Origin of the sequence: Delftia sp. GW456-R20 (assembly GCF_001622915.1) — a bacterium.
Classification (GTDB): Bacteria; Pseudomonadota; Gammaproteobacteria; order Burkholderiales; family Burkholderiaceae_C; genus Comamonas; species Comamonas acidovorans.
Genome location: NZ_LWCN01000004.1, coordinates 1,543,358 through 1,569,980 on the forward strand (window position 1 = coordinate 1,543,358; position 26,623 = coordinate 1,569,980).

General features: G+C 66.2%; 27 protein-coding genes. 15 read left to right on the forward strand and 12 right to left on the reverse strand.

What is annotated here, in order from left to right; all coding sequences use genetic code 11:
• Positions 1–62: 62 nt before the first annotated feature.
• Positions 63–935, forward strand: coding sequence for a peptidoglycan DD-metalloendopeptidase family protein (locus A4F85_RS12290; RefSeq protein WP_063326734.1), 873 nt, complete (start codon positions 63–65; stop codon positions 933–935).
• A 22-nt stretch (positions 936–957) separates the two neighbouring features.
• On the opposite strand, the gene A4F85_RS12295 is transcribed toward A4F85_RS12290, so the two are convergent.
• Positions 958–1,536 carry a DUF2242 domain-containing protein gene (locus A4F85_RS12295; RefSeq protein ID WP_013803394.1) on the reverse strand — a complete coding sequence of 193 codons (579 nt, stop codon included), beginning with the start codon at positions 1,534–1,536 and terminating at the stop codon, positions 958–960.
• A 332-nt stretch (positions 1,537–1,868) separates the two neighbouring features.
• On the opposite strand from A4F85_RS12295, the gene A4F85_RS12300 reads away from it, so the two are divergent.
• The gene (locus A4F85_RS12300; RefSeq protein ID WP_013803395.1) at positions 1,869–2,711 is read left to right on the forward strand and encodes an META and DUF4377 domain-containing protein; all 843 of its coding nucleotides are present in this window, start codon (positions 1,869–1,871) and stop codon (positions 2,709–2,711) included.
• Positions 2,712–2,788: 77 nt separating this feature from the next.
• On the opposite strand, the gene cls is transcribed toward A4F85_RS12300, so the two are convergent.
• Positions 2,789–4,237 (reverse strand): cardiolipin synthase, encoded by a 1,449-nt coding sequence (gene cls / locus A4F85_RS12305; protein ID WP_063326735.1) that lies wholly within the window; start codon positions 4,235–4,237, stop codon positions 2,789–2,791.
• A gap of 366 nt (positions 4,238–4,603) precedes the next feature.
• A complete protein-coding gene (locus A4F85_RS12310) occupies positions 4,604–4,951 on the reverse strand; it encodes a MoaF-related domain-containing protein (RefSeq protein ID WP_012204400.1) in 348 nt (115 codons plus the stop codon).
• A gap of 90 nt (positions 4,952–5,041) precedes the next feature.
• Between A4F85_RS12310 and A4F85_RS12315 the strand changes: the two genes are divergently transcribed.
• Complete coding sequence (locus A4F85_RS12315; RefSeq protein ID WP_063326736.1) at positions 5,042–6,415, forward strand: MFS transporter; 1,374 nt, start codon at positions 5,042–5,044, stop codon at positions 6,413–6,415.
• Here the strand turns inward: A4F85_RS12315 and A4F85_RS12320 are convergent.
• Entirely contained in the window at positions 6,412–7,410 is a 999-nt protein-coding gene (locus tag A4F85_RS12320; RefSeq protein ID WP_063326737.1) for a diaminopimelate dehydrogenase, read from the reverse strand. The genes A4F85_RS12315 and A4F85_RS12320 overlap by 4 nt on opposite strands.
• Positions 7,411–7,642: 232 nt before the next feature.
• Between A4F85_RS12320 and A4F85_RS12325 the strand changes: the two genes are divergently transcribed.
• On the forward strand, positions 7,643–8,512 hold the full coding sequence (locus tag A4F85_RS12325) for a pseudouridine synthase (protein WP_063326738.1): 870 nt from the start codon (positions 7,643–7,645) through the stop codon (positions 8,510–8,512).
• Here A4F85_RS12325 and A4F85_RS12330 read toward each other — a convergent pair.
• Positions 8,452–9,444: a DHH family phosphoesterase gene (locus A4F85_RS12330; RefSeq protein WP_063326739.1), complete on the reverse strand. Its 993-nt coding sequence runs from the start codon at positions 9,442–9,444 to the stop codon at positions 8,452–8,454. The genes A4F85_RS12325 and A4F85_RS12330 overlap by 61 nt on opposite strands.
• A 244-nt stretch (positions 9,445–9,688) precedes the next feature.
• Between A4F85_RS12330 and A4F85_RS12335 the strand changes: the two genes are divergently transcribed.
• On the forward strand, positions 9,689–10,885 hold the full coding sequence (locus A4F85_RS12335; protein ID WP_012204395.1) for a M20 aminoacylase family protein: 1,197 nt from the start codon (positions 9,689–9,691) through the stop codon (positions 10,883–10,885).
• A gap of 44 nt (positions 10,886–10,929) precedes the next feature.
• On the opposite strand, the gene A4F85_RS12340 is transcribed toward A4F85_RS12335, so the two are convergent.
• Entirely contained in the window at positions 10,930–13,221 is a 2,292-nt protein-coding gene (locus tag A4F85_RS12340; protein WP_063326740.1) for a putative bifunctional diguanylate cyclase/phosphodiesterase, read from the reverse strand.
• Between the two features lie 136 nt (positions 13,222–13,357).
• Entirely contained in the window at positions 13,358–14,311 is a 954-nt protein-coding gene (gene ylqF / locus A4F85_RS12345; protein WP_012204393.1) for a ribosome biogenesis GTPase YlqF, read from the reverse strand.
• Positions 14,312–14,478: 167 nt separating this feature from the next.
• Between ylqF and A4F85_RS12350 the strand changes: the two genes are divergently transcribed.
• Both A4F85_RS12350 and A4F85_RS12355 read left to right on the forward strand, forming a co-directional pair.
• Positions 14,479–14,721, forward strand: a complete 243-nt coding sequence (locus A4F85_RS12350) for a hypothetical protein (RefSeq protein WP_043823769.1) — start codon at positions 14,479–14,481, stop codon at positions 14,719–14,721.
• A gap of 2 nt (positions 14,722–14,723) precedes the next feature.
• Positions 14,724–14,936, forward strand: coding sequence for an oxidoreductase-like domain-containing protein (locus A4F85_RS12355; protein ID WP_012204391.1), 213 nt, complete (start codon positions 14,724–14,726; stop codon positions 14,934–14,936).
• A gap of 7 nt (positions 14,937–14,943) precedes the next feature.
• On the opposite strand, the gene gshA is transcribed toward A4F85_RS12355, so the two are convergent.
• The 5 genes from gshA to A4F85_RS12370 all read right to left on the reverse strand — a co-directional run bounded on the left by gshA (position 14,944) and on the right by A4F85_RS12370 (position 20,837).
• On the reverse strand, positions 14,944–16,473 hold the full coding sequence (gene gshA / locus A4F85_RS12360; protein WP_043823768.1) for a glutamate--cysteine ligase: 1,530 nt from the start codon (positions 16,471–16,473) through the stop codon (positions 14,944–14,946).
• Positions 16,474–16,743: 270 nt separating this feature from the next.
• Entirely contained in the window at positions 16,744–17,652 is a 909-nt protein-coding gene (locus A4F85_RS12365; protein ID WP_063326741.1) for an SDR family NAD(P)-dependent oxidoreductase, read from the reverse strand.
• A 1,125-nt stretch (positions 17,653–18,777) separates the two neighbouring features.
• Positions 18,778–19,194 carry a CC0125/CC1285 family lipoprotein gene (locus tag A4F85_RS30600; RefSeq protein ID WP_156517016.1) on the reverse strand — a complete coding sequence of 139 codons (417 nt, stop codon included), beginning with the start codon at positions 19,192–19,194 and terminating at the stop codon, positions 18,778–18,780.
• 885 nt (positions 19,195–20,079) lie between these two features.
• Complete coding sequence (locus A4F85_RS31425; RefSeq protein ID WP_442856599.1) at positions 20,080–20,226, reverse strand: ArsR family transcriptional regulator; 147 nt, start codon at positions 20,224–20,226, stop codon at positions 20,080–20,082.
• A 179-nt stretch (positions 20,227–20,405) separates the two neighbouring features.
• Positions 20,406–20,837, reverse strand: a complete 432-nt coding sequence (locus A4F85_RS12370; protein WP_063326742.1) for a hypothetical protein — start codon at positions 20,835–20,837, stop codon at positions 20,406–20,408.
• Between the two features lie 152 nt (positions 20,838–20,989).
• On the opposite strand from A4F85_RS12370, the gene A4F85_RS12375 reads away from it, so the two are divergent.
• The 8 genes from A4F85_RS12375 to A4F85_RS12410 all read left to right on the forward strand — a co-directional run bounded on the left by A4F85_RS12375 (position 20,990) and on the right by A4F85_RS12410 (position 26,619).
• The gene (locus A4F85_RS12375; protein ID WP_013803407.1) at positions 20,990–21,304 is read left to right on the forward strand and encodes a 2Fe-2S iron-sulfur cluster-binding protein; all 315 of its coding nucleotides are present in this window, start codon (positions 20,990–20,992) and stop codon (positions 21,302–21,304) included.
• 212 nt (positions 21,305–21,516) lie between these two features.
• Complete coding sequence (gene ribBA / locus A4F85_RS12380) at positions 21,517–22,638, forward strand: bifunctional 3,4-dihydroxy-2-butanone-4-phosphate synthase/GTP cyclohydrolase II (RefSeq protein ID WP_013803408.1); 1,122 nt, start codon at positions 21,517–21,519, stop codon at positions 22,636–22,638.
• Between the two features lie 3 nt (positions 22,639–22,641).
• Positions 22,642–23,112 (forward strand): 6,7-dimethyl-8-ribityllumazine synthase, encoded by a 471-nt coding sequence (gene ribH, locus A4F85_RS12385; protein ID WP_012204386.1) that lies wholly within the window; start codon positions 22,642–22,644, stop codon positions 23,110–23,112.
• Positions 23,109–23,744: a transcription antitermination factor NusB gene (gene nusB, locus A4F85_RS12390; protein ID WP_013803409.1), complete on the forward strand. Its 636-nt coding sequence runs from the start codon at positions 23,109–23,111 to the stop codon at positions 23,742–23,744. The genes ribH and nusB overlap by 4 nt, the downstream gene beginning before the upstream one ends.
• Positions 23,745–23,848: 104 nt before the next feature.
• On the forward strand, positions 23,849–25,033 hold the full coding sequence (locus A4F85_RS12395; protein ID WP_061289592.1) for a pyridoxal phosphate-dependent aminotransferase: 1,185 nt from the start codon (positions 23,849–23,851) through the stop codon (positions 25,031–25,033).
• Between the two features lie 12 nt (positions 25,034–25,045).
• Positions 25,046–25,462: a tol-pal system-associated acyl-CoA thioesterase gene (ybgC, locus tag A4F85_RS12400; RefSeq protein ID WP_016450455.1), complete on the forward strand. Its 417-nt coding sequence runs from the start codon at positions 25,046–25,048 to the stop codon at positions 25,460–25,462.
• A complete protein-coding gene (gene tolQ, locus A4F85_RS12405) occupies positions 25,459–26,163 on the forward strand; it encodes a protein TolQ (protein ID WP_012204382.1) in 705 nt (234 codons plus the stop codon). Before ybgC ends, tolQ begins: the two co-directional genes overlap by 4 nt.
• Positions 26,164–26,193: 30 nt before the next feature.
• Complete coding sequence (locus tag A4F85_RS12410; protein WP_012204381.1) at positions 26,194–26,619, forward strand: ExbD/TolR family protein; 426 nt, start codon at positions 26,194–26,196, stop codon at positions 26,617–26,619.
• Positions 26,620–26,623 lie beyond the last annotated feature (4 nt).

A 26,623-nucleotide genomic window follows, 5' to 3' on the forward strand; every position in this document is an offset into this window, starting at 1 on the left:
GCAAGCTGGCGCGCTGGCATGGCGGACAATGGGGCGCTCGACCACAGCCCCCCGCTTCCCTCATGCAGATACCGACGACGAATTCCCGCTCCCGCCGACTGTTTGTGCAATCCCTGTGCGCCTCAGGTGCGGGCCTGATGGTCCCGGCCTGGGCCGCTGCGGCCTCCGGGGAATCCCCCTGGCCGCATGACAGCCGCGTGCCCGGTGGCGTGGCCCGCCTGTCGCTGGGGCCAGCCGCCCAGCGGCCCCAGGTGCTGGCCGGCGACGTGCCCGTGCTGGTGGTGGGCGACATGATCGAATGGACGGCCGTGGTCGGCATTGCGCTGTCGGTGGCGCCCGGCACGCATGGCGTGACGGTGAAGGGCGAAGGCGCACCGCGCACCCTGCCCTACGAAGTGCGCGACAAGAAATACACCGAGCAGCGCCTGAAGGTCTCGCCCAAGACCGTGGACCTGTCACCCGAGGACGATGCCCGCTACCAGCGTGAACGCGCCCACCAGCAGACCATCATGGCGCTGTTCACCGAGCCGCCTGCACGCCCTGGCGACCTGCGCATGCGCCAGCCCGTGCCGGGCCGCCGCAGCAGCAGCTTCGGCCTGCGCCGCGTGTTCAACGGCCAGCCGCGCAATCCGCACAGCGGCATGGACATCGCGGCAGCCACGGGCACCAACGTCGTCGCGCCGCTGCCGGGCAAGGTGGTGGATGTGGGCGACTATTTCTTCAACGGCGGCACCGTGTGGCTGGACCACGGCGGCGGCCTGCTGAGCATGTACTGCCATCTGAGCAGCGTGCAGTGCAAGCTGGGCGATCAGCTGGACACGGGAGATGCCTTCTGCAAGGTCGGCGCCACGGGCCGTGTCACCGGCCCGCACCTGCACTGGGGCGTGATGCTCAACCGCACCATGGTGGACCCGGCGCTGTTCCTGGCGGCGTGAACCGGGCCGGCGCCCGCCGGCGTCAGTGGTTGGCCGAGGGAATGGTGTTCTGCGGCGCCACCGGCGTGGGCACGGCGATGGACTCGCGGTCCTGTGCCAGGTAGCGCGATACCAGCTCGAAGAAGCTGTCGTAGAAACCGCTCTTGGCAATCGTCTCGCTGCCCACCTTGACCATGGAGTCGCTGCCCGAGGAGAACGGCAGCGACACCGACCCCAGCGCGCCCACGCCCAGGCTGGCCGAGTTGGCGCTCTTCTTCAAGGTATAGCGGTCCTGCAGCGCCGTGACAAAGCCGATGCTGACCTGGCCATCGGCTGTCTCGGGCACGCAGACCACGCGGATGTTCATCTGCAGGTTCAGTTCGGGGTCGGGCTGGAAGCTCTTGCTGCCCTCTATGAGTTCGGCCGTGCGCGCCATGGCGATGTAGCCCTGGCTCAGCAGCGCGCGGCGCGCGGCCTCGCAGGTCTGGGCCGGCGAGGCATCGAACATGCGCGAGAAGGTCTCGGTGGAGCCGAAGCTCTCCTGCACGGGCACATGCTGGGGAATGGTCGAGCCGCAGCCCGCAAGCATTGCAATGATGGCCAAAGCTCCCGCGTAGCGCATGCCACGCACCCTGTTTGCTGCACTCCAACGTCGATACACGAACCTGCTCCTTGCTCCGGCGCCGCAGCCTGCGGATGGCATGGCGGCTGGCCGCCTATTCTCACCTGAGCGCAACGCATCGGCCGGCAACTTTGCAGCAATCCGTTTTTTCCGCCTGCATCAAATAGATGCAAAGGAATGTGAATAGCGCCCCGTTCTGACAGGCGCCGCCGCGCATCTGCGTTATGGTGCCCCGGTTCGGCCAGGGCCGGCGCGGCACATGCCGCGCCAGGGCTGCCACCAGCCCGCCGCGCCTGAGCCTGTCTCCGTACCCATCAACCAAGGAATTCAACATGAAGCCAAGCTGGACCTGGTGCCTGCCCGTGATCGTCACCATGGGGCTCGGCGCCTGCAGCCATATCGACAAGGGTGGCAATGCCGAAGAAGGCGCCAAGACCCAGGCGTCGGCCCCTGCCGGCCCACCCGGTGATGCCCAATCGCTGACCGCCTACCACTGGAATCTTCGCCAGGCCTTCACGCCCCAGGGCACCGAGGACCAGAGCTGGTTCCTGACCGCCGCCTCGCGCAAGCGGCCACTGCAACTGGAATTCGCCGACCAGCGCCTGGCCGTCAAGAACCTGTGCAACGTGGTGACCACGGGCTACCGCACCGAAGGCAACCGCATCGCCACCCAACGCGCCGCCAGCACGCTGATGGCCTGCGATGACGACCAACTGATGGCGCTGGAGCAAAAGGTGGCCCGCATCCTGCCCACGGCCAAGCAATGGTCCGTGCAACTGGGCGAAGGCAAGCAGCCTGCGCGCCTGACGCTCACCTTCATCGATGGCACGCGCTGGCAGTTCGACGGCTCGCCCACGGCCCAGACCCAGTACGGCAGCGCCGGCGAGCGCATCTTCCTGGAAGTGGCACCCCAGCGCACGGCCTGCAATCACCCGCTGATCAAGGACTTCCAGTGCCTGCGCGTGCGCGAGATCCGCTACGGCGACAACGGCGTGAAGACCTCCACCGGCGAGTGGGAGAACTTCTACAGCGAGATCGAGGGCTACAAGCACGAACCCGGCATCCGCAACGTGCTGCGCATCCAGCGCTACAAGCGCCAGAACGTGCCCGCCGACGCATCGGCCTACGCCTATGTGCTGGACATGGTGGTCGAGAGCGAGCGCGTGGGCCGCTGAGCGCGTGGGCCGCTGAGCGCGTCTGCCTCCCAACAGCCCTGAAGGCCTGCATTGCGCAGGCCTTTTTCTTTGCAGGCTCAAAGCACCGGGCTCAGCATTGCCAGCAGGTTGTTCCAGATGCGGCGGCCCCAGTGCCAGGCGTGGACCTGGGCGGCGGTGATGCGGTCGGACTGGCAGATGTATTCGCCCTGGCGCTGGCGGATGGCGCGGGTCACGGCCTCGTCCTGCAGCAGCACGTTGTTCTCGAAGTTCAGGTCGAAGCTGCGCAGGTCCAGGTTGGTGGAGCCCACAAGGGCCACCTGCCCGTCCACGCACAGGGTCTTGGCATGCAGCAGGCCGGGGCGGAATTCATGGAGGATGACGCCGGCCCGCAGCAGGTAGCGGTAGGTGCTGCGGCTGGCCGCGCCCACGATCCAGGAATCGTTGCGCGCCGGCAGGATGAGCGTGACCTGCACGCCGCGCCAGGCGGCGGCGCACAGGGCCTCCAGCACGGTGGCATCGGGGATGAAATAGGGCGTGGAGATCACCACTTCGTGCCGTGCACTGGCCAGCAGGGTGGACACCAGCTGCGAGGTGGAGCGCGGCCGCTCGGCCGGGCCTTCGGCAATGACGACGGCGGCAAAGCCTTCGGCGGGCATGTCGGCCGGCCCCGCTTCGGGTTGGGCGGCCAGGGGCATGGACAGTCCATGGTCTGCGCTGTGCGCCTGCGCCCAGTCGCTGGCAAAGACCTGCTGCATCTGCGCCACCACCGGGCCTTGCAGGCGCAGCATGATATCGACCCAGGGCGCGTAGCGGGCCTTCACGGCGAAGGCCTCGTCCGCGCAGTTCTGGCTGCCGCAGTATGTGATGGCACCATCGATCACGGTGATCTTGCGGTGGTTGCGCAGGTCCAGCCGGCTGGTGAACATCACCCTGAACGGGTGGCTGGCCGGCAGGGCCACGGCCAGTTGCACGCCGGCCTGCGCCATCTGCTGCCAGAGGTCGGAGCGCAGCAGCGCGCGCGAGCCCAGCCCGTCCACCATGGCGCGGCAGACCACGCCACGCCGGGCCGCGCGCACCAGCGCCTGGGCCACGGCCGTTCCCGTGTCATCGGCCAGCCAGATGTAGTAGAGCACGTTGATCTCGTGCCGGGCGGCCTCCATGTCGGCCAGCATGCGCGCGCGGGCCTGGGCACCATCGGCCATGAGCTGCGCGGCATGGCCCGGCTGCACGGGAAAGCGGTTGATGGACGCCGCATAGCCAAAGGCCGCCTGCCATTGCGGCGCGATGCCCGCCACCGGCACGCCGCTGCCCGTGACCGGGGCGCCGGGCGCAAAGTCCTGCACCTTGCGGTACCGGGCCCGGCCTCGGCGGCGCAGCGTCACCTCGCCAAACAGGTAGTACAGCGCGCAGCTCGCATAGGGGAGCAGCACGATGACGGTGAGCCAGCCCATGCGCACGTCGGGCCGCACATCGTCGCGCAGCAGGATGCGCAGGCCAAAGCCTGCAATGAGCAGCAGATGCAATGCAAGAAACAGCCAGGTCATGCAGCCAGCATAGCCGGGGGCCCTGCGGACGGGATTGGGCGGAAGGGATGTTTCACGGCGGCAAACCTCGAGCTGCGCGCAGCCGGCGTCGCCTCAGGCAATGAACCGGAATTCCATGCACCCGCCGATGCTGGAATTCAACGATAGTACACACCCACATTCCAGGAACTTTTCTGCTGGATGACGAAAATGACCGCAGCGTGACGGTTATGCCCAGCGACTGTGGGCCTGCCTGTGGACAAGCTTCGGGACAACCCTGCATTGCCGCGCCAGCCATGGGTTTGCCGCAGGCGCTGAAAAAACAGGCAGATCGCGCAGCTGCCGCAATGTTTCACGCGGCCGGGCTGCGCCGTGCAGGCGGGCGCCTCAACGGAAGCGGAAACGGCCTTCGACGAACATGGACGAGCGGTGGCCACCCTCGCTGGCCGGGTCGGCAAACGACCAGAAGGCCTGCACCGTGCCCTGGGCCGTGTCGATGACCTGGCTGACGGTGAAGCCCGTTTTCTCGATCCAGTTGAGGAAGTGCAGGCTGTCGCTGACCTGCAGGTAGCTGAGCCGTTCGCAGCCATCGGATACATGGCCCAGGGAATCGACCACATGCCAGACCATCTGGCCTTGCGGCGTGTACCGCACATCAGCCTTGCTGTCGGGGAAGTCGATGACCGCTTCGCGCCCGATCAAGGTGCCGGCGTATTGCATGGACAACATGGACATGGTGTGTTGCTCCTCTGATGCGGGGTTCTGGCCTGACCCGTGATGGCATATTCTCGCGCCGCGCCGCGGGTGTTTGTGGGAGCAGACCGCATGCCTTCGTCGGCAGCGTGGAGCGGGCACAACGGCCAGCAAGGCGCCGGCATTTCGCAGATACTGCGCGTGCTCCTCCACGGATATCCGATCTTGCCCTCCTCCCCGCTTCCCCCCTCATCGGCCGACAGCCCCGCTGCCGGCCTGCGCAGCAGCGCCTTCGTCCCCTTCGTCATGGCGCGCATGCTGTCCATGTTCGCCCAGCAGATGCAGGCGGTGGTCGTGGCCTGGCAGGTGTATGACCTGACGCGCGACCCCATGTCCCTGGCCTACGTGGGACTGGCCCAGTTCCTGCCCATGCTGGCGCTGCTGATTCCGGCCGGCGACCTCAGCGACCGCATGAGCCGCAAGCGCCTGCTGTCGGGCAGCTGGACCGTGGCTGCCCTGTGCTCCCTGCTGCTGCTGTGGCTGTCCTGGCACGAGGGCGCGACCGCGCACGATGTGCACTGGATCTATGCCGTGCTGGTGCTGTTCGGCTGCAGCCGCGCCTTCACGGGGCCGGCCCTGCAAAGCCTGCTGCCGCAGATCGTGCCGCGCGAGCAGCTGGCCCAGGCGCTGGCCACCAACAGCATGCTGATGCGCACGGCCGCCATTGCGGCGCCTGTGCTGGGCGGAGTGCTCTACGCCTGGGGCGGCGCCGTGCTGACCTATGCGGTCTGCGGCGTCTCCCTGGTGCTGGCCGTGCTGCTGCTGGGCACGGTGCCCGTGCGCTTTGCCGGGGCCATGGCGCCGGCGGGCGGCTCGCTGTGGCAGCGCTTTGGCGAAGGCATCCATTTCATCCGCACGCGCCCCATCATCCTGGGCACGATTTCGCTGGACCTGTTCGCCGTGCTGCTGGGCGGCGTGGTGGCCCTGCTGCCCGTGTATGCGCACGAGGTGCTCAAGGTCGGCCCCGAAGGCCTGGGCCTGCTGCGCTCGTCCATGACCGTGGGCGAGGTGGCCATGGGCCTGTGGCTGTCGGCCCGTCCCATCCAGCGCCATGTGGGCCGCGTGATGTTCGCCGCCGTGGCCATCTTCGGCGTGGCCAACCTGGTGTTTGCGCTGTCGCACTGGTTCTGGCTGTCCATGGCCGCCCTGATGCTGGCCGGCGCGGCCGACATGGTGAGTGTCTACATCCGCTCGGCCCTGGTGCAGTTTTCCACGCCCGACTCCATGCGCGGGCGCGTGAACGCGGTGAACATGCTGTTCATCGGTTCGTCCAACGAACTGGGCGAATTCCGCGCCGGCACCAGCGCCGCCTGGCTGGGCGCCGTGCCGGCTGCCGTGGTGGGCAGCCTGTGCACGCTGGGCGTGGTCGGCAGCTGGATGACCCTGTTCAAGCCGCTGCGTGATGTGGACCGGCTGGAAGACGCGGCCCGCGTGGGCCAGGGCTAAAGCAGCTCGGCCCGCAGCTGCTGCGCACTCCTGGGCGACAGCAGGCCGGGCGCCACGTCAAACACGGTCTTGCAGCCCGTCTGCCCCGACTGCTGCAGCCTGTGCACGGCGCGCGCATAGGCCACGAGCACGCTGGCCGTGAATTCCGGATTGCTGTCCAGCTGCAGGCGGTATTCGATGGAGTGGTGCAGCCCCTGCGAGCTGCGGCCGCTGCGGATGACGAATCCGCCATGCGGCATGGCCGCATGGTCACGGGCAAGTTCCTGCGCGCTGATGAAATGCACCGTGGTGTCGTATTCGTCAAAGTAATGCGGCATGCCGACGATGGCCTGGCGCACGCCATCGGCATCGGCCCCCTGCTCCAGCACCACAAAGCACTCGCGCCGGTGGCGCTCGCGCGCAGACAGCTCGGGCCGCACGCCGCTGCGCACGCGCTGCACGGCCTCGTCCACGGGAATGGTGTACTGCACGCCCCCGGCCACGCCGGGAATGCGGCGGATGGCGTCCGAGTGCCCCTGGCTCAGGCCCTTGCCCCAGAAGGTGTAGGTGGCGCCATCGGGCAGCAGGGCCTCGCCCATGAGGCGTTGCAGGGAGAACATGCCCGGGTCCCAGCCCGCCGAGATCAGCGCCGTGGTGCCGGCTGCGCGGGCGGCGGCATCCACCCGGTCGAAATGCTCGGGAATGCGCGCATGGGTGTCGAAGCTGTCCACCAGGCTGAAATGCGCGGCCAGCGCGGGCGACTGCTGCGGCAGGTCTTCCTTGGAGCCACCGCACAGCACCAGCACGTCGATGCCGGCGCGATGTGCCAGCAGGCTGTCCAAGCCGTGCACGGGCGTGCCGGGCTGCAGCGGACGCAGCTGTGCCGGATCACGGCGGGAGTAGATGCCGGCCAGCGCCATGTCGGGGTTGCGGGCAATGGCCGCCTCCACGCCACGGCCCAGGTTGCCGTGGCCGACGATGGCGATGCGGATGGGAGCGGTGCTGCGATGGTCCATGCGGTGTGGTGCGTTGCGTTTGAGAGGGTTTCAGAAACTCCGGTTCACGCGGCGGCGCGGAACCAGGCGCGATCTTGCATCGCCCTGAAGCCGCCAGTCGTGCAATGGCAGGCAGCACTGCGTTGCCCTGCACGGGGGTAGTGCGCGGCAGTAGTGCACAGGGGTAGTGCACAGGGGTAGTGCGCGTGGGTCTGCAGGGCGGTGGGCGGACAGCGCCTACACTCACGCCCTCATGTTCCAGCCTTCATCCATCCCCTCCCCGGCCCAGCCGCCAGAGCCCGACGACGCGCCCCTGCAAATCCTCTGGCGCGACGAGCATCTGGTGGCGGTGTACAAGCCCGCAGGCTGGCTGGTGCACCGCACGGGACTGGACGCGCACGAGACGCGCTTCGTGCTGCAGACCTTGCGCGACCAGCTGGGCTGCCATGTGCACCCTGCGCACCGGCTGGACAAGGGCACCTGCGGCGTGCTGGTGATGGCCCTGCATGCCCAGGCCGCGCAGCGGCTGGGCCAGGCGTTTGCCGGGCAGCAAGTGCGCAAGCAATACCTGGCGCTGGTGCGCGGCTGGCTGCCCGATGCGGTGGAGGTGGACCATGCCCTCCGACCCGACGATGCGCCCGAGGACGCGCCGGCCCAGCCCGCACAGACTTCGCTGCGCTGCCTGGCGCGCCTGGAGTGGCCCGAGGCCTTTGACCCGCGCCACGCGGCCACGCGGATTTCACTGGTCGAGGCCCTGCCCGCCACGGGCCGGCGCCACCAGATACGCCGTCATCTCAAGCATGTGGCCCATCCCATCATTGGCGACGCCACGCATGGCAAGGGGCCGCTGAACCGCTGGTGGGCCGAGCGGCTGGGCCTGCAGCGGCTGTGGCTGCACGCCCATGCGCTGGAGCTGGCGCACCCGATGACGGGCGAGCCGCTGCGCTTCGAGGCCGACTGGCGGCAACTAGGCCATGTGGCCGATGTGCAGCACTGGCGCGCGCTGTGCGCTCTGCCCGGCTGGCAGGCCTGTGCGGGCCTGCCGGCGACGGCCCGGCCGGATCAGGCAGCTTCGGCAGGCGCGCCCGTTTCAGGCTGCTCCATCAGCGGCGCTGCCACGTAGGCGTAGTCGGCCGAGGCATCGGCCTTGAGCACGCCAGACAGCAGCTCCACCAGGCGCTCGCTGCCCATCTTGAAGCCGCAGGCCTGGGCATGGCCACCGCCGCCAAAACTCTCGGCCAGCGGTATGCAGTTGAACTCCGAGCGCGAGCGCAGGCCGATCTTCACGCCCTTGGTGCTGGCATGCCACATCAGCGCGAAGCTGCCGCTCTGGCGCGCCAGCAGGTCGCCGACCTGGCTGTGGAACATGCCGGGGCAGTTGACCATCAGCCCTTGCATGCCGTTGAAGACCAGGGGCTGGGCCGCCTCGGAAATGTCGGCGCACAGCTTCTGGAATTTCTCGTCCATGGCGCCGCCGCGCGCCATGAAGGCGGCTTCCTGCTCGGGCGTGAAGGCCGCGATCTCGGCCCAGCGCTCGAAGCTGCGCGGCTCCATGTCCAGCGCCGCGAGAAAGCCCGCGCTCTCGGCGAATTCCCACTTCCAGATGTCGCGGTCCTCGATGAAGCGGATCAGGCCGGGCACGGGCTTGTCGGCCTGGAAGAACTCCCATGCCAGGCGCGCGCCGGACTTGTTCATGTCGAAGTGCACGACGCCGCAGCGGCACTGGTAGCCGCTCAGCTTTTCGGCAGCGCTCTTGTGGTGGTCCAGCACCACGAGCTTGGAAACGCGCGACTCGATCTCGGCCATGAGCTCGGGCTCGAAGGCGAAGTCCAGCACGTAGACGGCGCGGCCAGCCAGCTCGCCCAGGTCGTCGGCCTTCTGGATCTCGCCATGGTCCAGACCCCGGAATTCGGCCTGCCCGCCGTAGTACAGCCAGGCCGCCAGCGCCGCGCCGTAGCCGTCCGGGCAGCGGCGGCCGTGGTAGAGGATCAGGGGCTGGGGATCGTCATGCTCGGGGCGCACGAACAATTGCAGGGGCAGGATGGTGTTTTTCATGATGGGGGCGATTGTCGGTCCTGGCGCCATTCCCCTGCACTTGCTCCAGCGCCCGTGCACCCTGGGCAGCCGGGCATTGCGCGGGCTGCTCGCAAGGAACGTAGCGCAAAGCCTGGGCAGCACAAGGCCTATCGCCCCGGCAGGCGCCGCAGGCAAACCCCAGGACCTATCATGTCCGCCTTGTCATTGAATTGCTGCGACCGCCTGCGGACCCGCTGGGCGTGCAGGCCGCCGCGGCCCCTGTATGCGATCCACACCCGACATCACCCCCCATCTCGGCTCCCTGCTGAAGTTCCGCCACGACCTGCATGCCAACCCCGAGTTGCGCTACGAGGAGCACCGCACCGGCGACAAGGTGGCGGCCTACCTGATGGCGCTGGGACTGCAGGTGCACCGCGGGCTGGGCAGGACCGGCGTGGTGGCAAGCATCCACGGCCGGGGGCGCAGCGCCGCCAACCCGGGCCGCAGCATCGGCATACGGGCCGACATGGATGCGCTGCCGGTGACGGAGCTCAACGCCTTCGGCCACGCCAGCCAGAACCCCGGCTGCATGCATGCCTGCGGCCATGACGGCCACACGACCATGCTGCTGGGCGCGGCCACGCTGCTGGCGCAGCAGCCGGATTTCGATGGATCGGTGCACCTGATCTTCCAGCCCGCCGAGGAAGGCGGCGCAGGCGCCAAGGCCATGATGGAGGACGGCCTGTTCGACCGCTTCCCCTGCGAGGCCGTGTTCGCGCTGCACAACTGGCCTGCCCTGCCCGCCGGCGAGATGGCGGTGCGCGTGGGGCCCATCATGGCCTCCACGCTGCGCTTCGAGATCCGCGTGCACGGCAAGGGCGGCCACGCGGCCATGCCCCACACCACGCTGGACCCGATTCCCGTGGCCTGCGCCATCGTCGGCCAGTTGCAGACCCTGGTGTCGCGCAGCACCGATCCGCTGGACAGCGCCGTGCTCACCGTGGGCAAGATCACCAGCGGCACGGTGGAGAACATCATTCCCGACGAGGCCAGCATCTTCGGCACGGTGCGCGCCCTCAGGACCGAGACGCAGCAGATGTTCATCGAAGGCATGCAGCGCATCAGCGAGCATGTGGCGGCCGCCCATCTGTGCCGCGCCGAGTTCATTCTCAAGCCCGGCTATCCCAACACCACCAACCACGCGCACGAGGCCCGCTTCATGGCCGAGGTGATGCGCGAAGCGGTGGGCGAGGACCGCACCCACGCCGACATCCTGCCGGCCATGACGGCCGAGGACTTTGGTTTCATGCTGGAGGCCGTGCCCGGCGCCTATGGCTGGATAGGCAACGGCCCCGCCACGGGCGAGCCCGGCGTGGGCCTGCACAACCCCGGCTACGACTTCAACGACGACAACCTGGGGCGCGGCGCACGTTTCTGGGACCTGCTGGCGCGCCGCTGGCTGGAACAGTCCAGGACCTGAACGCCGTCACACGCAGGCCCTTGCGCTGGCCCTCACGCCGGCTTTCACACGCCGGCAGGCGCCCCCAGTTGCAGATCCACCCACTCGACCGCCGGCAGGGGCCGGCCGTAGTGGTAGCCCTGGAACAGCACGTCCTGATTCCAGGCCCGCAGCGTGCCGGCCTGCTCTTCGGTCTCCACTCCTTCGGCCACCACGCGCAGGCGCAGGCGTCTGGCCAGCAGCAGGATCGCCTCGACCATGGCGGCATTGCCCGGCGAGGTATGGCAGTCCTGCACAAAGGACTTGTCGATCTTGAGTTCACGGAATGGCAGCCGCTGCAGATAGGCCAGCGATGAATAGCCGGTGCCGAAGTCGTCCAGCCCCATCTCCACGCCCAGCAGCTGCAGCTCGGCCATGCGCTCACGCGCCTCGTCCACATCGCGCATGACCACGCTTTCGGTGACCTCCAGCGTGAGGCGGCGCGGGTCGGCCCCGGTTGCGGCCAGGGTGCGCTTGAGCTTGTCCACCACGTCGGGCTGGCGGAACTGCCGCCAGCTGACGTTGACCGACAGCCGCCAGCCCTGCTGCACGAACTCGGGCCGCACCAGCATGCGGCAGGCCTGCTCCAGCATCCAGTCGCCCAGTTGCACGATCAGGTCAGATTCCTCGGCCACGGGAATGAAGTCACCGGGCTCGACCATGCCCAGGCGCGGATGGTTCCAGCGCACCAGCACCTCGGCGCCCACACAGCGCCCCATGTGGTCCACCTGGGACTGCAGATAGGGCTGCAGCTCGCCGGCAGGAATGGCGCGGCGCAAGTCCTTTTCGATACGAAAGCGCTTGCCCACGGCCTCGGCCATGTCGGGCTGGAAGATGACGACCTGGCCCAGGCCGGCCTGCTTGGCCTGGTGCAGGGCCACGCCCGCGCGGCGCAGCACATCGTGGCCACCGCTGTCGGTGCGCGAGGCGGCAAAGCTGGCCGCGCCAATGCTGCAGCTGGCCTGCACTTCCTCGCCGGTTTCCTCCAGCCACAGCGGCCGCTCCAGCGCGTCCTGCAGCACCTGGGCCAGGGCGCGCATGTGCTGATCGACCTCGGCCGCCTCCTGGCCGGCCTTCTCCAGCAGCACGGCGAATTCATCGGCGCCCATGCGGGCCAGCAGCACGCCGTCGGGCAGGGCATCGGCCAGGCGCAGCGCCAGCGCGCCCAGCAGCGCATCGCCACGCACCGTGCCGCGCACATCGTTGAAGGCGGTAAAGCGGTCCATGTCCAGCAGCAGCAGGCCGTGGCGCGGCTCGCCGCCCTTGCCGCCCTCGCGGAATTCGCGCGCCAGCGCGCGCAGGCGCTGGGTCAGCGACAGGCGGTTGGGCAGGCCGGTGAGCGCGTCGAAATGCGCCAGCGCATGGATCTGGCGTTCTGCGCGCATGCGCTCGGACAGGTCCTGCTTGAGTTCCACATAGTTGACGATGCTGCCGTCCGAGGCGCGTATGGGCGCCACCAGCACGGCCTCGGGCAGGTCCTCGCCCTGGCGCGTGCGGTTGGTCATCTGGCCGCGCCACAGCGCGCCCCGGCCCAGCTGGTGCAAGGCCTCTTCCCAGGCCGGCGCGTCCAGGCCCATGGTGGAGTAGCGGTGCGTGGGCTGGCCCAGGACCTCGTTGCGCGCAAAGCCGGTGCGCTGCAAGAAGGCCTCGTTCACGTAGACGATGTTCTGGTGCACGTCGGTGATGACGATGCTTTCGGGGTTCTGCTCCACGGCGCGGTAGAACTTGCGCAGATCGTCCTGGTGCTGCTCCAGCGAGCCCAGCGTGTCCTGCAGTTCCTGGGCACGGCGGATCAGGCTGCGCCTTGCCATCAGCGTGACCGTGCCCGTCAGCCCCAGCATGCCCACGAAGTACAGCATGGAGAACACGGGCGAGGTCTCGCGCTGGCCTATCCAGTCAACCCCCTCGCGGCCCGCCACCCAGAACGCGGCCATGGCCAGCACGGACAGCACCAGCATGGCCAGCGTGGTGCGCACGCCCAGCACCCAGGCGCACATGACGAGCAAGGCCGGAAAGGCCAGCACCGAGCTGCTTTGCACGCCGCCCGTGGCAGCCACCACGGTCACGGCTGCCACCCAGGTGCCCCAGACCAGAAGATTGGAGGCCAGCTTCCAGTGCCGGCGCCAGCCCAGCAGCACGGCGCCGAAGCTCACGCCGGCGGCAACCAGGTTCAGCCGCACGCTGGGCCAGGGAACGGGGTCCTGCGTCAGAAGCGCCATGGCCAGGAGCACGGTGAGGCTGGTGATCCATAGGCTGCCGACCAGAACGACCCGGCGCAGGGACAAATGGATTTCCGCCTCGACTCGATGACGCCGCATGAAAAAGCCCCAACAGAGAAAGAACACTCAACATGCTAGCGGTCGGCGCCGCCTGCGGCTGTGGTGGTTGTGCCACCGCCCCGGTCGGACGCCCTCTTGCACCAAACGGGGTATGCCGGCGCCGGCCGGCGGTGCCTCAGGGCGCGCTTTTGCGCTCGCGCGGGGGGCGCTTGCGCGCCTTGCTGGCGTCCTTGCGGGCCTGGCGCTCGGCATCGCGTTCCTGGCCCACGGCCAGCCACTGCGCGTATTCGTCGGGCGTCTCCAGCGTGATGCGGCCCAGGATCGCTCCGCGGAAATCCGTGAGCACCAGCTCGGCAGCTTTTTGCAGATTGACACGTCCGCCGCTCATCATGGCGCCGCGGCGCCGGCCGATGGCGTCCAGCAGTTCGTCGTCATGCAGGGCGGCAATGCGTTCGTTGTCCAGGCCCAGCTTGTAGCGCGCCTCCAGCAGGTCCGCGTAGTTCTTCTGCAGATAGCCCAGCAGCTCCAGCGCCACCAGTTCCTCGTCATAGGCGTTGCGGCCCACGGCGCCGCTGGCGGCCAGGTTGTAGCCGCTTTGCTCGACGATGATGCGCGGCCACAGCATGCCGGGCGTGTCCCAGAGGTAGAAGTCGTCGGCCAGCACGATGCGCTGCTCCAGCTTGGTGATGCCGGCCTCGTCCCCCGTCTTGGCCTGCCGCTTGCCGCTCATGGAGTTGATCAGCGTGGACTTGCCCACGTTGGGAATGCCGCAGATCAGCACGCGCATGGGCTTGGCCATGCCGCCACGGTTGGGGGCCAGCAGCTTGCAGGCCTCGATCAGCCGGCGCGTGGGCGCGGGCTCGGAAGCGTCCAGCGCAATGGCGCGCGTGTCGCTCTGGGCGTTGTACCAGTCCAGCCACAGCGGCGTGCGCGCGGCATCGGCCAGGTCCTGCTTGTTGAGCACCTGCAGGCGCGGCTTGTGGCCCGTCAGCTCCTGCAGCAGCGGGTTGCTGCTCGACCCCGGCAGGCGCGCATCCAGCACTTCGATGACCACATCGATTTCCTTGACGCGCTCGGTGATCACCTTGCGCGTGAGATTCATGTGACCGGGGAACCACTGTATGGCCATGGGATTACTTTCTGGGAAACGGGGGAACTGGCAGGGGCGCAAGGATAATTCATGGCTTGCGCAGACAGGATGGAACGGCGCGCTGCGCCCCAGCGCAAACCGCAGGCTTCATTCTTTCTTGCGCAAGCCGCAATTGTCCCCCGCTTTTACGCCCCGCCTCACTGCCTATGTCCTTGCCCGATACCCCCTCTTCCCGCTCCGCCTCGCGCAAGGCCGACATCGAACTGTTGATCAAGGGAGTGACCTGCGCCGTGATCGGCCTGGTGATTCTGCTGGCGCCGCAGTTCATGGCACCCGGGGGCATCGTGCAGATGATGGCCCAGTCGTACCTGGTCGGCTGGTTCGCCCTGCTGCTGGGCACGGCCTTCATCGTGCTGTTTGTGGTGCGCCGCAGCAAGGCGCGGCGCTGAGCATGGTGCAGGGCCCGCTGGAGCAGGCGCTGTCGCAGATCGGGCTTTGGCAGCAGCGCGCCCAGGCTGCAGGCATTGCACTGCGCCCGGCGCCGCCCCAGCCCACCAGTTGCTGCGGCCGCGGCTGCAACGGCTGCGTCTGGGAAGGCTTCTACGACGCCGTGCTGTTCTGGTGCGAGGATGCAGGCCAGGCCCTGAGCGGCGGACCTGGCTGAGGCACGGTCAGCGCAGGTTCTCGGGCGACATGTAGCGCAGGCGCCATTCCTCGAAGGACAGCGTGTCTGCGGCCTCGATGTCGCGCTGGTCCTGCACGGACTGCGCCGACCATTGCTCGAAGCGCTGCTGCTGCGCCTGGCTCCAGGGCAGGGCCAGCAGCGAATCGCGGGCCTGCTCGGAACGGGCCAGCGTGAAGCGCGAGAAGCTGTTGCCGTACTCGCCCGTCAGCTCGCCCAGCACATGGGCCGAAGGCGTGCGCTCGGGATGCTCCAGGCGCTCCAGCGCCTGGGCCAGCGCGGCACTGTAATCCTGCGTGCCGTGCGTGCTGTCCAGCGCCTGGGCATAGGGGCGGCACTGGTCCAGCACTTCATGGGCCCAGTCGCGCAGCGGCACCTCGCGGCCCGCGCGCACCAGCTGCAGGCCGGGCTCGCGGCCACGCTCGGCGGTCAGGTGCTGGTTGTGCTTGAGTTCGGCGATCTCGGCCGGCGTATCGGGCGGGCTGTCGGCATTCAGGCAGTGCAGCAGGAACACGTCCAGCATGCGCATGGTGGGGGCGGCAATGCCCACATCCTCGAAGGGATCGAGGTCCATCAGGCGCACTTCCACATACTCCACGCCGCGCTCGCGCAGGGCATGCAGCGGGCGCTCGCCACGGCTGACGGTGCGCTTGGGGCGGATGGTGCCGTAGAACTCGTTCTCGATCTGCAGCAGACCCGTGCCCAGCTGGTTGTAGTCGCCGCCCGGATTGCGCACGCCCAGCATCTCGTAGGCCGGGTAGGGATGGGTCAGCGCCTCATGCAGCGAATTCGCATAGCCTTCCAGGCCGTTGTAGCTGACGTTGATGCTGGCCTGCGCATCGCTCTGGTAGCCCAGGCGGCCCATGCGCAGCGAGGTGGCATGGGGCAGGTACAGCGCCTGGCCCGTATTGCCCAGCGGCTTCAGGCCATGCTCGCGCCCCTCGACGAAACAGGGACACAGCGCGGGCGATGCGCCGTACAGGTACAGCAGCACGAAGGCATGGCGCCGGAAATTGCGGATCAGCGAGAAATACTGCTCGCTGGCCACGCCGGGCAGCGACCAGTTGTAGTGGATGCCCGAGATGGTCTGCATGCGCCGGCCATAGCGATGGCCCAGGCCCATGCGGTACACGCTCTTGGAGCGGCCCGAATGCGAGGAGCCATAGCGCGCCAGCGGAATCGTCTCGTCCGTGGGCAGCTGGCAGGGCATGCTGGACGACCACAGCATCTCGCCGCCCGCATCGCGCAGGCTGCGCAGCACGAACTGGTGGATCTGCACCAGCTCGTCCAGGCATTCCTGCACGCCCAGGCGCGCGCCCGTGATCAGCTCGATCTGCGATTCGCTGTAGTCGGTGGTGATGTGCGGATGCGTGAGCGCCGAGCCCAGTGCCAGGGGATGCGGCGTCAGCGCCAGGCTGCCGGAAGGCAGCACGCGCAGGCCCTCCTTTTCTATGCCACGGCGTATGCCCTTGAGCCGCTGGGGATCGGGAACCGCCATGGATGCCTGCGATGTTTTCATTCTTGTTTACCGATTCGTTGATGGGCACCGGCCCACACGGAAACCACCAGGATTCCCGGCGGACCCGACCCGGACGCCGAATGATAGAGAAACGGCAGGAAACGCGATGGCGCCTGTCCGCTTAACCACGCGTTTTGGCCTGTTGCCCCGCATGGCACCGCCGCGAGCGAAAGGAATATGTCAGAGTTTCGCCCTCCCGGCCGGCCCTGCCTTGACGCCGGGCAAGGGCAGGCCGGCCAGCGGTGAAATCACTTGCCGGCCCTCGCTTCATCAACGGGCAGCGGCCATGGCCTTGCCCACTTCCAGCGTGCCCTGCGCGGCGCCGCTGGCGGGCACCTGTTCGCCGCTGCGATCCAGCACCTGGGCCAGTTGCGCAGCCAGTTGCTCCGGCACCTGATCGCCCTGGCCCAGATACACGCCTTCGGTCAGCGTGATGAAGGCCGCCTCGAAGCCGCCCGCGCCTGCGCACAGCGTGGTACGTGTGGGCGCACTTTCGTGGGCCAGCACCAGCATGGCGGGCACCACGGCCTCGGGCTTGAGGGCGGCCAGCACGGCCTCGGGCATCAGGCCTTCCGTCATGCGGGTGGCCGCCGTGGGTGCCAGCGCATTCACATGGATGCCGTGCTTGGCGCCTTCGATCGCCAGCGTCTGCATGAGGCCGACCTGGGCCAGCTTGGCCGCGCCGTAGTTGGCCTGGCCGAAGTTGCCATACAGGCCCGTGGACGAGGTGGTCATCACGATGCGCCCGTAGTTCTGCGCCTGCATGTGCGGCCACACGGCCTTGCAGCAATGCGCGGCGCCCATCAGGTGCACTTCCACCACCAGGCGGAAATCATCCATGTCCATCTTGGCGAAGCTCTTGTCGCGCAGGATGCCGGCGTTGTTGACCAGGATATCCACGCGGCCCCAGGCATCGACGGCCTGCTGCACCATGGCCTGCACGGCCGCGAAATGAGTGACCGATGCGCCGTTGGCCAGCGCCTGGCCGCCCGCCGCGCGGATCTCGTCCACCACGGCCTGGGCCGCCGTGGCCGAGCCGCCGCTGCCATCCACCGCGCCGCCCAGATCATTGACCAGCACCTTGGCGCCGCGCGCCGCCAGCGCCAGCGCATGCAGACGCCCCAGGCCGCCGCCGGCCCCCGTCACGATGGCCACGCGGCCTTCAAACTCAATCGCCATGGAGATGCTCCCTTTGTTGCATTGGATGCCGGCTCCGCCCGCCGGATGGCTAGGCGCCGGTCACCCAGCAATGTAGACGGACGCCGCCTTCATTCCGGTTGCCCAAGCGACTGCGGCAGGCCCGCCAGCCTTGTCCCCACCATTGCGTGACAAGCCTGTGGACAACCATGTGCTGGCCCGGGACTGGTGACCCAAGCGGTTGTTTTGAATGGATTTTTTTCTTTTGCCTATTTTTTAATCAAATCCACAAGTCGTCTGCCCGACTTATCCCGTCTCACCCTGAACAATCTTGTGAACAACTTTCACAGCGGGCGGGATAAGCCACACAAGTCATTGATTCAAAAGGGAAACATGTGATCCGCTTAAAAAACAGGCAGAAGACCCCGGATTTTCGGGCCGCGTCCCGCTTATCCACCGCGCAACCCGCATGTACGCATTTACCCCCATTCGGACTGGACAAGCATGTGGACAAGCCGCCAAAAATGCCAAATTCGCAACATAAGTCATTGATTTGGCATGCAAGCCGGCCAATTGCTCAAAAAACAGGCAGTCAGCAGGCTCTGGAGCCCGTTCAACAGCCTCAATCAGGCGCTTCACGAGCCCAGGTCAGCCTTGCAAAGACAACAATGACCCACGCAAACCGATACGAAGCCCCTCCCAGTAAATTTCAGCCATGGCTTGAATCGCTTAAAAATAAGACCATATCCACCGATTGGCAAAGTAAATTCAAGTAGATCCCATCAATTTTTCGACACTATGCACTATTGATATTCAAAAACTCTCCAGATACTTATTCCATCACAAACAGTTAAGTTCTTTAGAAAATTATTGTAGTTAAACACCCCGATTGCTTCAAATGACAGCCCTAGCGGAATCAATGAATCCGAAGCAAAGCCAGGAAAAATGCAGTTCATGTTAGGTTCCGCACATGAGGACATGAATGGCGCCATCAAGCCGAAAATTATCATGACAGATTTGATGCTTTTAGCCACCCATGCACTGCAAATTTTCAATTATTTAAATAAAATCACTTGATATTCATTTGATTTTTAAGTGAGCGCGATGTAATTTGCGCATCGTAAACCATACCCGATATGGCTGGCTTATCTTTGAACGACAATATGGTTAAGACAGGAGCAGGGAATGCCACATAAAATGTTTGCCCCCGTAAGTTTGAGCAGTTCCTGTGGCTCCATATTTATTTGCATACATATTTATTGACGTGGTTGCGGGGGCTGCGTATACCGCTCCACTTCCCTCATCCGCAGAGCCAATTATCACAAAATACTTAAAATCATTCTCTAGCGTCAAATCTGCCGCACGAAGCAACGCCAAATCCGACGCCTGAGTTTTACTTGTATAACCATTAGCTTCAACGGTAATTTTGAAACTATTTTCACTTAATTGGACATCCTTATACCCACCACCACCCAAATAGCTATATGGCTGATATGGCGTCGCACACCCAGACAAAAGGCATACAAAAACAATAGCACTTAGTTTTTTCATATTAATCAAATTAACGTTACGCAAATTTTGCAACAAAATTTATCCAAGTCAGTTTATAGCACAAAAGCGACGCCCATCCAACCCCGCCTGAGGCCATTACATCTGCACCTTCAAACTTCAAACCAGACCAATGGGGCGACGAGCGAAAGATTGCCAACCCAGATGCATAGATGTAGAGCCCCACTCTGCATTAACCAGAAGCGATTGCATAAGTAATGCCACAAATCGCAGCATCCACGCATCTCCTGAATCAGTGCTCCATTTCCAAATTCCCTAAGTGATGAAAGAAACTGCTTGGCGGAACGCCAAGCAAAAGAAGTCAGTGGTGACATGGGAACTATTTGCAGATATGCCAAAATGAAGAAAGCAATACTGAAACCCAACATGGCAAGCAAGGCGTAGCGCAGGCCTTGAGAGCCGCCACACAGTTTACGAAGCACATTGCCGGACGGAATCGCAATGCCTATGATATGAGATTGTCAAAATAGCACCTCAGGTCGCAAATGACGGCTTTTCGCGCAAAAACACGATGAACAAGAAGATAGTGACCAAACCGTACGCCGATGCCGATGCAGCTGCAGCTGCAGACACAAGCATAAGACTGCCAGCCTTGCATCCCCTCATTTAGGCACAACAGCCCAGAACACACGCCGCAGAACTGCACGCGATGACTAGCACGACACCCACATCGAAGTGCAGCTGCTGCGAGAAAACAGGTAAGCGCCCAAGCACAAGATGACCGACAAGGTGGCACTGTTGCGAGCCACAGGGTTTTTTCGGCGATGTCCATTTAACCGATCAGCAGACTCCGCATGAAGTCCTAAACACCCCAGCAGAGCATCACCATGCATCCGCCCGGGACACCACTGTCCATTTCGATGCCTTCGCGCATCAAGTCTGGCTGCATAGCCAGGACTTTTATCCGTCCAGCACGATCTCATCCCTGGAATAGAAAATCCACTTGCCAGTCTTCGTCGCATGAAGAAATCCCGCATGCTTCAGGAACTCCAGGTGCCGGCGTACCGTCGGCTGGATCATCTGCAGCATCTTTGCAACCACAGTCACACACTGATGGCCTCTGTCTCTCCCATTGCTTGATGGGCGAAATGCGCTCCTGGCTCCTTGATACGTTGAAGGATGAGAAGGCGCCGCTCGCCTGCAAGGACCTGGGATTGATCAATGCGGATCGGGTCACAACTCGTCGCATCACCATATATCCAATTGACCATTCGTCACCAAGCCAACTAATACTCAGCCCTAGTCGAGCCCACTCCCCCATAGGCCTCATTTCGCACATGCGCTGCAAGCGCCCCGCAGACGGCACCGGCAACCAGGGGAAAGACATAGACGCTGAGGGATTTGGGAAACGGCGTGCCGGAGGTCGCTGCAAAGCATGCCGCCAGCGCAGCGACACCGCTCACCGCACCCAGCACGGCGCCGAACTCCCTGGTACTCAGTACCTGGAGCAGGCCCCTGAGAGGCCAGCCGACCACATAGATCACCCCCGCCAAAGCGGCAGGAACAGCTCCTATGCCATAGCCAAACAGGACGAGCAGCCAGTTCACCGACAGGATCGACGCACCGTCCGCGCCCACAAGCATCACGGTCAGCGCGCCCACACTGGGACCGACCAGCAGGAAGACAACCACAGGCAGGAGGTAGGGCTTGATATGCATGGCGCCAAGCCTAGCGCACCGCCGACCGCTGACCGCTGTCCGGGAGACCCACCCCAACCCAGCCCCCTGGCGCCAGACATGGCCCGAGACAGGGTACAAACACCCTACGCCCCACCGAATTGCTGATCCCCCCTGATTCCCCCTTGATAACAATGAGCCAGGACTCCCCCGCCTCCTCCCCTTTTGCCCCGCCCTTCTTCACCGCCCGCCTCACGCCCAGCGGCCTGCAGGTCGATGCCTGGGCCGACCAGCCGCTGCTGCATTCGCTGGAGCAGGGTGGCGTGGACTGGCCCAGTTCCTGCCGCAACGGCACCTGCCGCACCTGCATCGGGCAGTTGGTCTCGGGCAGCGTGCGCTACGAGATCGAATGGCCGGGCGTGACGCGCGAGGAACGGGCCGAGGGCTGCGTGCTGCCCTGCATCGCCTATCCCGAAGGCGATGTGGTGCTGCAGGACCCCGGCCCCTGAATCCGGCCAAAGCCCGCGCCGCCTGCGGCTGATGGCCGCTGGAATAGAATGTGCGCTTTCGCAAGGTCATTCCGGGTCATGCCGATTGCCGACAGCGGCTGCGCCGCGCCACACGTTCTTTGGAAGCCCACTTCTGACGCCTGCCAGGCCGAGGGAGCCGGCGCGTGTGCGGCGCCCCGTCCGCACGACCCGGCTCCTCCAGAAGGCACTCCATGAACAACTCCACGTCCCCCGTGCCCATCTCGCCGGTGGAAGACATCATTGCCGACATGCGCGCGGGCCGCATGGTCATCCTCGTCGATGAGGAAGACCGCGAGAACGAAGGCGACCTGGTGCTGGCCGCCGACCATGTCACCCCCGAGGCGATCAACTTCATGGCGCGCTTCGGCCGCGGCCTGATCTGCCTGACGCTCACGCGCGAGCGCTGCGAATACCTGAAGCTGCCGCCCATGGCCGCGCGCAACGGCACCGTGTACAGCACGGCCTTCACCGTCTCCATCGAAGCGGCCGAGGGCGTGACCACCGGCATCTCCGCCGCCGACCGCGCGCGCACCGTGCAGGCCGCCGTGGCCAAGGACTCCAAGCCCACGGACCTGGTCCAGCCCGGCCACATCTTCCCGCTGCAGGCCGTCGACGGCGGCGTGCTCATGCGCGCCGGCCACACCGAGGCTGGCTGCGACTTCGCCGCCCTGGCCGGCTGCAGCCCCGCCGCCGTGATCTGCGAGATCATGAAGGACGACGGCACCATGGCCCGCCTGCCCGACCTGCAGCTGTTCGCTGCCGAGCACGGCCTGAAGATCGGCACCATTGCCGACCTGATCCAGTACCGCAGCCGCAACGAATCCCTGCTCAGCAAGGTCGGCACGCGCCCGCTGCAGACGGCGCATGGCGAGTTCATCGCCCATGCCTTCCGCGACCTGCCCAGCCAATCCGTGCACCTGGCCCTGGTCAAGGGCCAGTGGGAAGCCGACACCCCCGTGCCCGTGCGTGTGCATGAGCCGCTGTCCGTGCTGGACGCGCTGGAGACCGGCCGCACCCTGCATTCCTGGAGCCTGGACTCCAGCCTCGAATACATCGCCCGCCAGGGCCACGGCGTGGCCGTGCTGCTCAACTGCGGCGAGACCGGCGACCAGCTCATGGCCCAGTTCGACGGCAGCGCCCGTGCCGCCCAGGCCCCCGAGCGCGGCCGCATGGACCTGCGCACCTATGGCGTGGGCGCGCAGATCCTGCGCGAATGCGGCGTGCAGCGCATGCAGCTCATGGGCCAGCCGCGCCGCCTGCCCAGCATGGCCGGCTACGGCCTCGAAATCAGCGGCTACATCCCCAAGGAATAAGAAATGTTGAACGCAGAAAAGGGCCAGGCCCAGAACCTCGACGGCGCGCAGCTGCGCGTCGGCATCGTCCAGGCCCGCTTCAATGAAAGCATCACCAACAGCCTGACCCAGGCCTGCCGCGAAGAGCTGCTGGCCCTGGGCGTGCAGGCCGGAAACATCGACCACGTCACCGTGCCCGGCGCCCTGGAAGTGCCCGTGGCGCTGCAGGCGATGGCCGAGTCCGACCGGTACGACGCCCTGGTGGCGCTGGGCTGCATCATCCGTGGGGAGACATACCACTTCGAGCTGGTGGCCAACGAATCGGGCGCGGGTGTCACGCGCCTGGCCCTGGACTACCAGCTGCCGATCGCCAACGCGATCATCACCACCGAGAACACGGAGCAGGCCATCGCGCGCCAGACCGAAAAGGGACGCGACGCGGCCCGGGTCGCCGTGGAGATGGCCAACCTGCTCCAAACCATAGCCCGAACATGAGCGACGAACAATCCACACCGGCCTCGGGCCGCCCTCCCCGCCAAAGCCGCGGCGGCCTGACCAGCACCGGCGCGCGCAAGGCCGCCTCCAAGTCCAACCGCAGCCGCGCGCGTGAATTCGCGCTGCAGGCGCTGTACCAGCACCTGGTGGGCGGCAACGACGTGGAGGCCATCGACCGCTTCACGCGCGACCTGTCCGGCTTTCACAAGGCCGACTCGGTGCACTACGACGCGCTGCTGCGCGGCTGCATCAACTCCCAGGTGGACCTGGACGCGCTGATCGCCCCCAAGCTGGACCGCACCATGGCCGAGATCTCGCCCATCGAGCACGCCAGCATGTGGATCGGCGTGTATGAATTCCAGCACTGCCCCGACGTGCCCTGGCGCGTGGTGCTCAACGAGTGCATCGAGCTGGCCAAGGAATTCGGCGGCACCGACGGCCACAAATACGTGAACGCCGTGCTCAACGGCCTGGCTCCCACGCTGCGTGCGGCCGAAGTCGAGCATGACCGTGCGGGCAAGGGCTCCGCGCCCGCGCAGCCCGCCGCCAAGGCAGACACGGCCACCGACGCGGCAGCAGATGCCGCCACGGACGCAGCAGCAGACGACGCTGCCGACCAGGCCGCCGGCTGACGCCGCGCCTCGGGTCTTCGGGGCACAGGCCCCGCCGCATCCGGCCATCCATGGCCCGCCCGCGCCTGCCGGGCGCGGGCGCCTCTTCCAGGATTTCACCCGTCATGAAGTTTTCGACCCGCGCCGACCGCATTGAGCCCTTTTACGTGATGGAGATCGCCAAGGCGGCGCAGGAGATGGCGCGCGGCTGCGCGGACAGCGACACGCCGATGATCTTCCTGAACATCGGCGAGCCCGACTTCACCGCCCCCCCGCTGGTGCAGGAAGCCGCAGCGCGCGCCGTGCAGGACGGCGCCACGCAATACACGCCGGCCCTGGGCCTGCCCCAGCTGCGCGAGCGCATCAGCCACTGGTATGCGCAGCGCTTCGGCGTGGATGTGCCGGCGCGGCGCATCGTGGTCACGGCCGGCGCCTCGGCCGCGCTGCAGCTGGCCTGCCTGGCGACCATCGACGCGGGTGACGAAATCCTCATGCCCGACCCCAGCTATCCCTGCAACCGCCACTTCGTGAGCGCAGCCGAAGGCCGGGCCGTGATGGTGCCGACCACGGCGGCCGAGCGCTACCAGCTGAGCGCCGACAAGGTCGAGGCCGCCTGGAACGAGCACACGCGCGGCGTGCTGCTGGCCTCGCCCTCCAACCCCACCGGCACTTCGATTGCGCCGGCCGAGCTGCGCCGCATCCTCGACGTGGTGCGCGCCCGGGGCGGGCTGACCATCATCGACGAGATCTACCTGGGCCTTTCGTACGATGCGGCTTTCGGCCAGACCGCGCTGGCGCTGGGCGAGGACGTGATCAGCATCAACAGCTTCAGCAAGTACTTCAACATGACGGGCTGGCGCCTGGGCTGGATGGTGGTGCCCGAGGCCATGGTGCCCGTGGTCGAGCGCGTGGCGCAGAACCTCTTCATCTGCGCCAGCACCGTCTCGCAGCGCGCCGCCCTGGCCTGCTTCGAGCCCGAGTCCATTGCCGAGTACGAGCGCCGCCGCGCCGAATTCAAGGCCCGGCGCGACTTCTTCATCCCCGCGCTCGAGGCCCTGGGCCTGCCCGTGCCCGTGCAGCCCGACGGCGCCTTCTACGCCTGGGCCGACTGCCGTGCCGCTGCCGCCAGGCTCGGCGTCCAGGGCAGCTGGGACTTTGCCTACGCCGTCATGGAGCGCGCCCACCTGGCCATCACGCCGGGCCGCGACTTCGGCACGTTCGAGACCGCCGACTTCGTGCGCTTTTCCACGGCCAACTCCATGGAACAGCTGCAGGAGGCCGTGCGCCGCCTGCAGCGCCTGCTGGCCTGAGGCCCGCCGCACATGGCCTTCGAATTTCCCATCCGCGTCTACTGGGAGGACACCGATGCCGGCGGCATCGTGTTCTATGCCAACTATCTGAAGTTCTTCGAGCGTGCCCGCACCGAGTGGCTGCGCGCCCTGGGCATAGGCCAGCAGCAGTTGCGGGAACAAACGGGCGGCATGTTTGTCGTAACCCAGGCCCAGCTGCAATACCTGCGGGCGGCCCGGCTCGATGACCAACTCCTTGTTACCGCCGAGCTGCAAAGCAGCGGGCGCGCTTCGCTGACAATACGGCAGCAGGCGCTGCTGGCATCCGCCGGCGATGGCAATGCGCCGCCGCCCCTGTTGTGCGAAGGCACGATCCGCATTGGATGGGTGGATGGCTCGACCATGCGCCCCGCAAGAATTCCGAACCGCATCCTGGAGCAACTCTCATGAACTCCCATGACATGTCCATACTCAGCCTCGTGCTGCAGGCCAGCTGGGTCGTGCAGCTGGTCATGCTGATCCTCGTGGGCGCCTCGGTGGCCAGCTGGGCCACCATCTTCCGCAAGTCGCAGACCTTGAAGCGCGTGCGCTCGCTCAACGACGGCTTCGAGCAGGACTTCTGGTCGGGCACCAGCCTCAACGACCTCTATGCCTCGGCCGCCCACCATGCCAAGCAGGGCGGCCCCATGGAACGCATCTTCGCCAGCGGCATGCGCGAGTACCAGAAGCTGCGCGAGCGCCGCATCGCCGATGTGAACCAGTTGATGGACGGCACGCGCCGCGCCATGCGCGCCAGCTTCCAGCGCGAGATGGACGAGGTCGAGTCGGGCCTGTCCTTCCTGGGCACCGTGGGCTCGGTCTCTCCCTACATCGGCCTGTTCGGCACGGTCTGGGGCGTGATGCACGCCTTCACCGGCTTTGCCAACATGGAGCAGATCACGCTGGCCACCGTGGCCCCCGGCATTGCCGAGGCGCTGGTGGCCACGGCCATGGGCCTGTTCGCCGCCATCCCGGCCGTCACGGCCTACAACCGCTATGCCCACCAGATCGACCGCGTGGCCAGCCAGCAGGAAACCTTCATCGAAGAGTTCTCCAACATCCTGCAGCGCAACGTGGGTGCGACCGGCTCCAGCACCCCGTCCGGCCATTGAAGTCGCTCAAAGCCAGCAAGGAGTGAGCACATGCCCGCAGTAGCCTCGCGCGGCGGCCGCAGCCGCCGCACCGTCAACGAGATCAACATGGTGCCCTTCATCGACGTGATGCTGGTGCTGCTCATCATCTTCATGGTGACGGCCCCCATGCTCACGCCGGGCTCCATCAACGTGCCCAGCGCCGGCAAGGCCGCGCGCACGCCCCCGAAGCGCGCCGACGTGATGATCGACAAGGACGGCGGCATCCGCATCAAGGCCGGCAGCACCGACAAGACCGTCACGCTCAAGGAGCTGGGCGCAGCCGCCAGGAGCTGGCAGGACCAGCAAAGCGACGACAGCGCCGTGCTGATTTCGGCGGACAAGAAGCTGCCCTTCGAGACCGTGATGGCCGCCATGTCGGCCCTGCAGTCGGCCGGCGTCAAGCGCGTGGCCTTCGGCGTCAAGTCCTCCCAGTAAGCAG

Excerpts from the sequence above, each read along its gene's own strand:
- A4F85_RS12290 (WP_063326734.1), top strand. The coding sequence starts at position 63 with ATGCAGATACCGACGACGAATTCCCGCTCCCGCCGACTGTTTGTGCAA.
- A4F85_RS12295 (WP_013803394.1), bottom strand. The coding sequence starts at position 1,536 with ATGCGCTACGCGGGAGCTTTGGCCATCATTGCAATGCTTGCGGGCTGC.
- A4F85_RS12300 (WP_013803395.1), top strand. The coding sequence starts at position 1,869 with ATGAAGCCAAGCTGGACCTGGTGCCTGCCCGTGATCGTCACCATGGGG.
- cls (WP_063326735.1), bottom strand. The coding sequence starts at position 4,237 with ATGACCTGGCTGTTTCTTGCATTGCATCTGCTGCTCATTGCAGGCTTT.
- A4F85_RS12310 (WP_012204400.1), bottom strand. The coding sequence starts at position 4,951 with ATGTCCATGTTGTCCATGCAATACGCCGGCACCTTGATCGGGCGCGAA.
- A4F85_RS12315 (WP_063326736.1), top strand. The coding sequence starts at position 5,042 with ATGCCTTCGTCGGCAGCGTGGAGCGGGCACAACGGCCAGCAAGGCGCC.
- A4F85_RS12320 (WP_063326737.1), bottom strand. The coding sequence starts at position 7,410 with ATGGACCATCGCAGCACCGCTCCCATCCGCATCGCCATCGTCGGCCAC.
- A4F85_RS12325 (WP_063326738.1), top strand. The coding sequence starts at position 7,643 with ATGTTCCAGCCTTCATCCATCCCCTCCCCGGCCCAGCCGCCAGAGCCC.
- A4F85_RS12330 (WP_063326739.1), bottom strand. The coding sequence starts at position 9,444 with ATGAAAAACACCATCCTGCCCCTGCAATTGTTCGTGCGCCCCGAGCAT.
- A4F85_RS12335 (WP_012204395.1), top strand. The coding sequence starts at position 9,689 with ATGCGATCCACACCCGACATCACCCCCCATCTCGGCTCCCTGCTGAAG.
- A4F85_RS12340 (WP_063326740.1), bottom strand. The coding sequence starts at position 13,221 with ATGCGGCGTCATCGAGTCGAGGCGGAAATCCATTTGTCCCTGCGCCGG.
- ylqF (WP_012204393.1), bottom strand. The coding sequence starts at position 14,311 with ATGGCCATACAGTGGTTCCCCGGTCACATGAATCTCACGCGCAAGGTG.
- A4F85_RS12350 (WP_043823769.1), top strand. The coding sequence starts at position 14,479 with ATGTCCTTGCCCGATACCCCCTCTTCCCGCTCCGCCTCGCGCAAGGCC.
- A4F85_RS12355 (WP_012204391.1), top strand. The coding sequence starts at position 14,724 with ATGGTGCAGGGCCCGCTGGAGCAGGCGCTGTCGCAGATCGGGCTTTGG.
- gshA (WP_043823768.1), bottom strand. The coding sequence starts at position 16,473 with ATGAAAACATCGCAGGCATCCATGGCGGTTCCCGATCCCCAGCGGCTC.
- A4F85_RS12365 (WP_063326741.1), bottom strand. The coding sequence starts at position 17,652 with ATGGCGATTGAGTTTGAAGGCCGCGTGGCCATCGTGACGGGGGCCGGC.
- A4F85_RS12370 (WP_063326742.1), bottom strand. The coding sequence starts at position 20,837 with ATGCATATCAAGCCCTACCTCCTGCCTGTGGTTGTCTTCCTGCTGGTC.
- A4F85_RS12375 (WP_013803407.1), top strand. The coding sequence starts at position 20,990 with ATGAGCCAGGACTCCCCCGCCTCCTCCCCTTTTGCCCCGCCCTTCTTC.
- ribBA (WP_013803408.1), top strand. The coding sequence starts at position 21,517 with ATGAACAACTCCACGTCCCCCGTGCCCATCTCGCCGGTGGAAGACATC.
- ribH (WP_012204386.1), top strand. The coding sequence starts at position 22,642 with ATGTTGAACGCAGAAAAGGGCCAGGCCCAGAACCTCGACGGCGCGCAG.
- nusB (WP_013803409.1), top strand. The coding sequence starts at position 23,109 with ATGAGCGACGAACAATCCACACCGGCCTCGGGCCGCCCTCCCCGCCAA.
- A4F85_RS12395 (WP_061289592.1), top strand. The coding sequence starts at position 23,849 with ATGAAGTTTTCGACCCGCGCCGACCGCATTGAGCCCTTTTACGTGATG.
- ybgC (WP_016450455.1), top strand. The coding sequence starts at position 25,046 with ATGGCCTTCGAATTTCCCATCCGCGTCTACTGGGAGGACACCGATGCC.
- tolQ (WP_012204382.1), top strand. The coding sequence starts at position 25,459 with ATGAACTCCCATGACATGTCCATACTCAGCCTCGTGCTGCAGGCCAGC.
- A4F85_RS12410 (WP_012204381.1), top strand. The coding sequence starts at position 26,194 with ATGCCCGCAGTAGCCTCGCGCGGCGGCCGCAGCCGCCGCACCGTCAAC.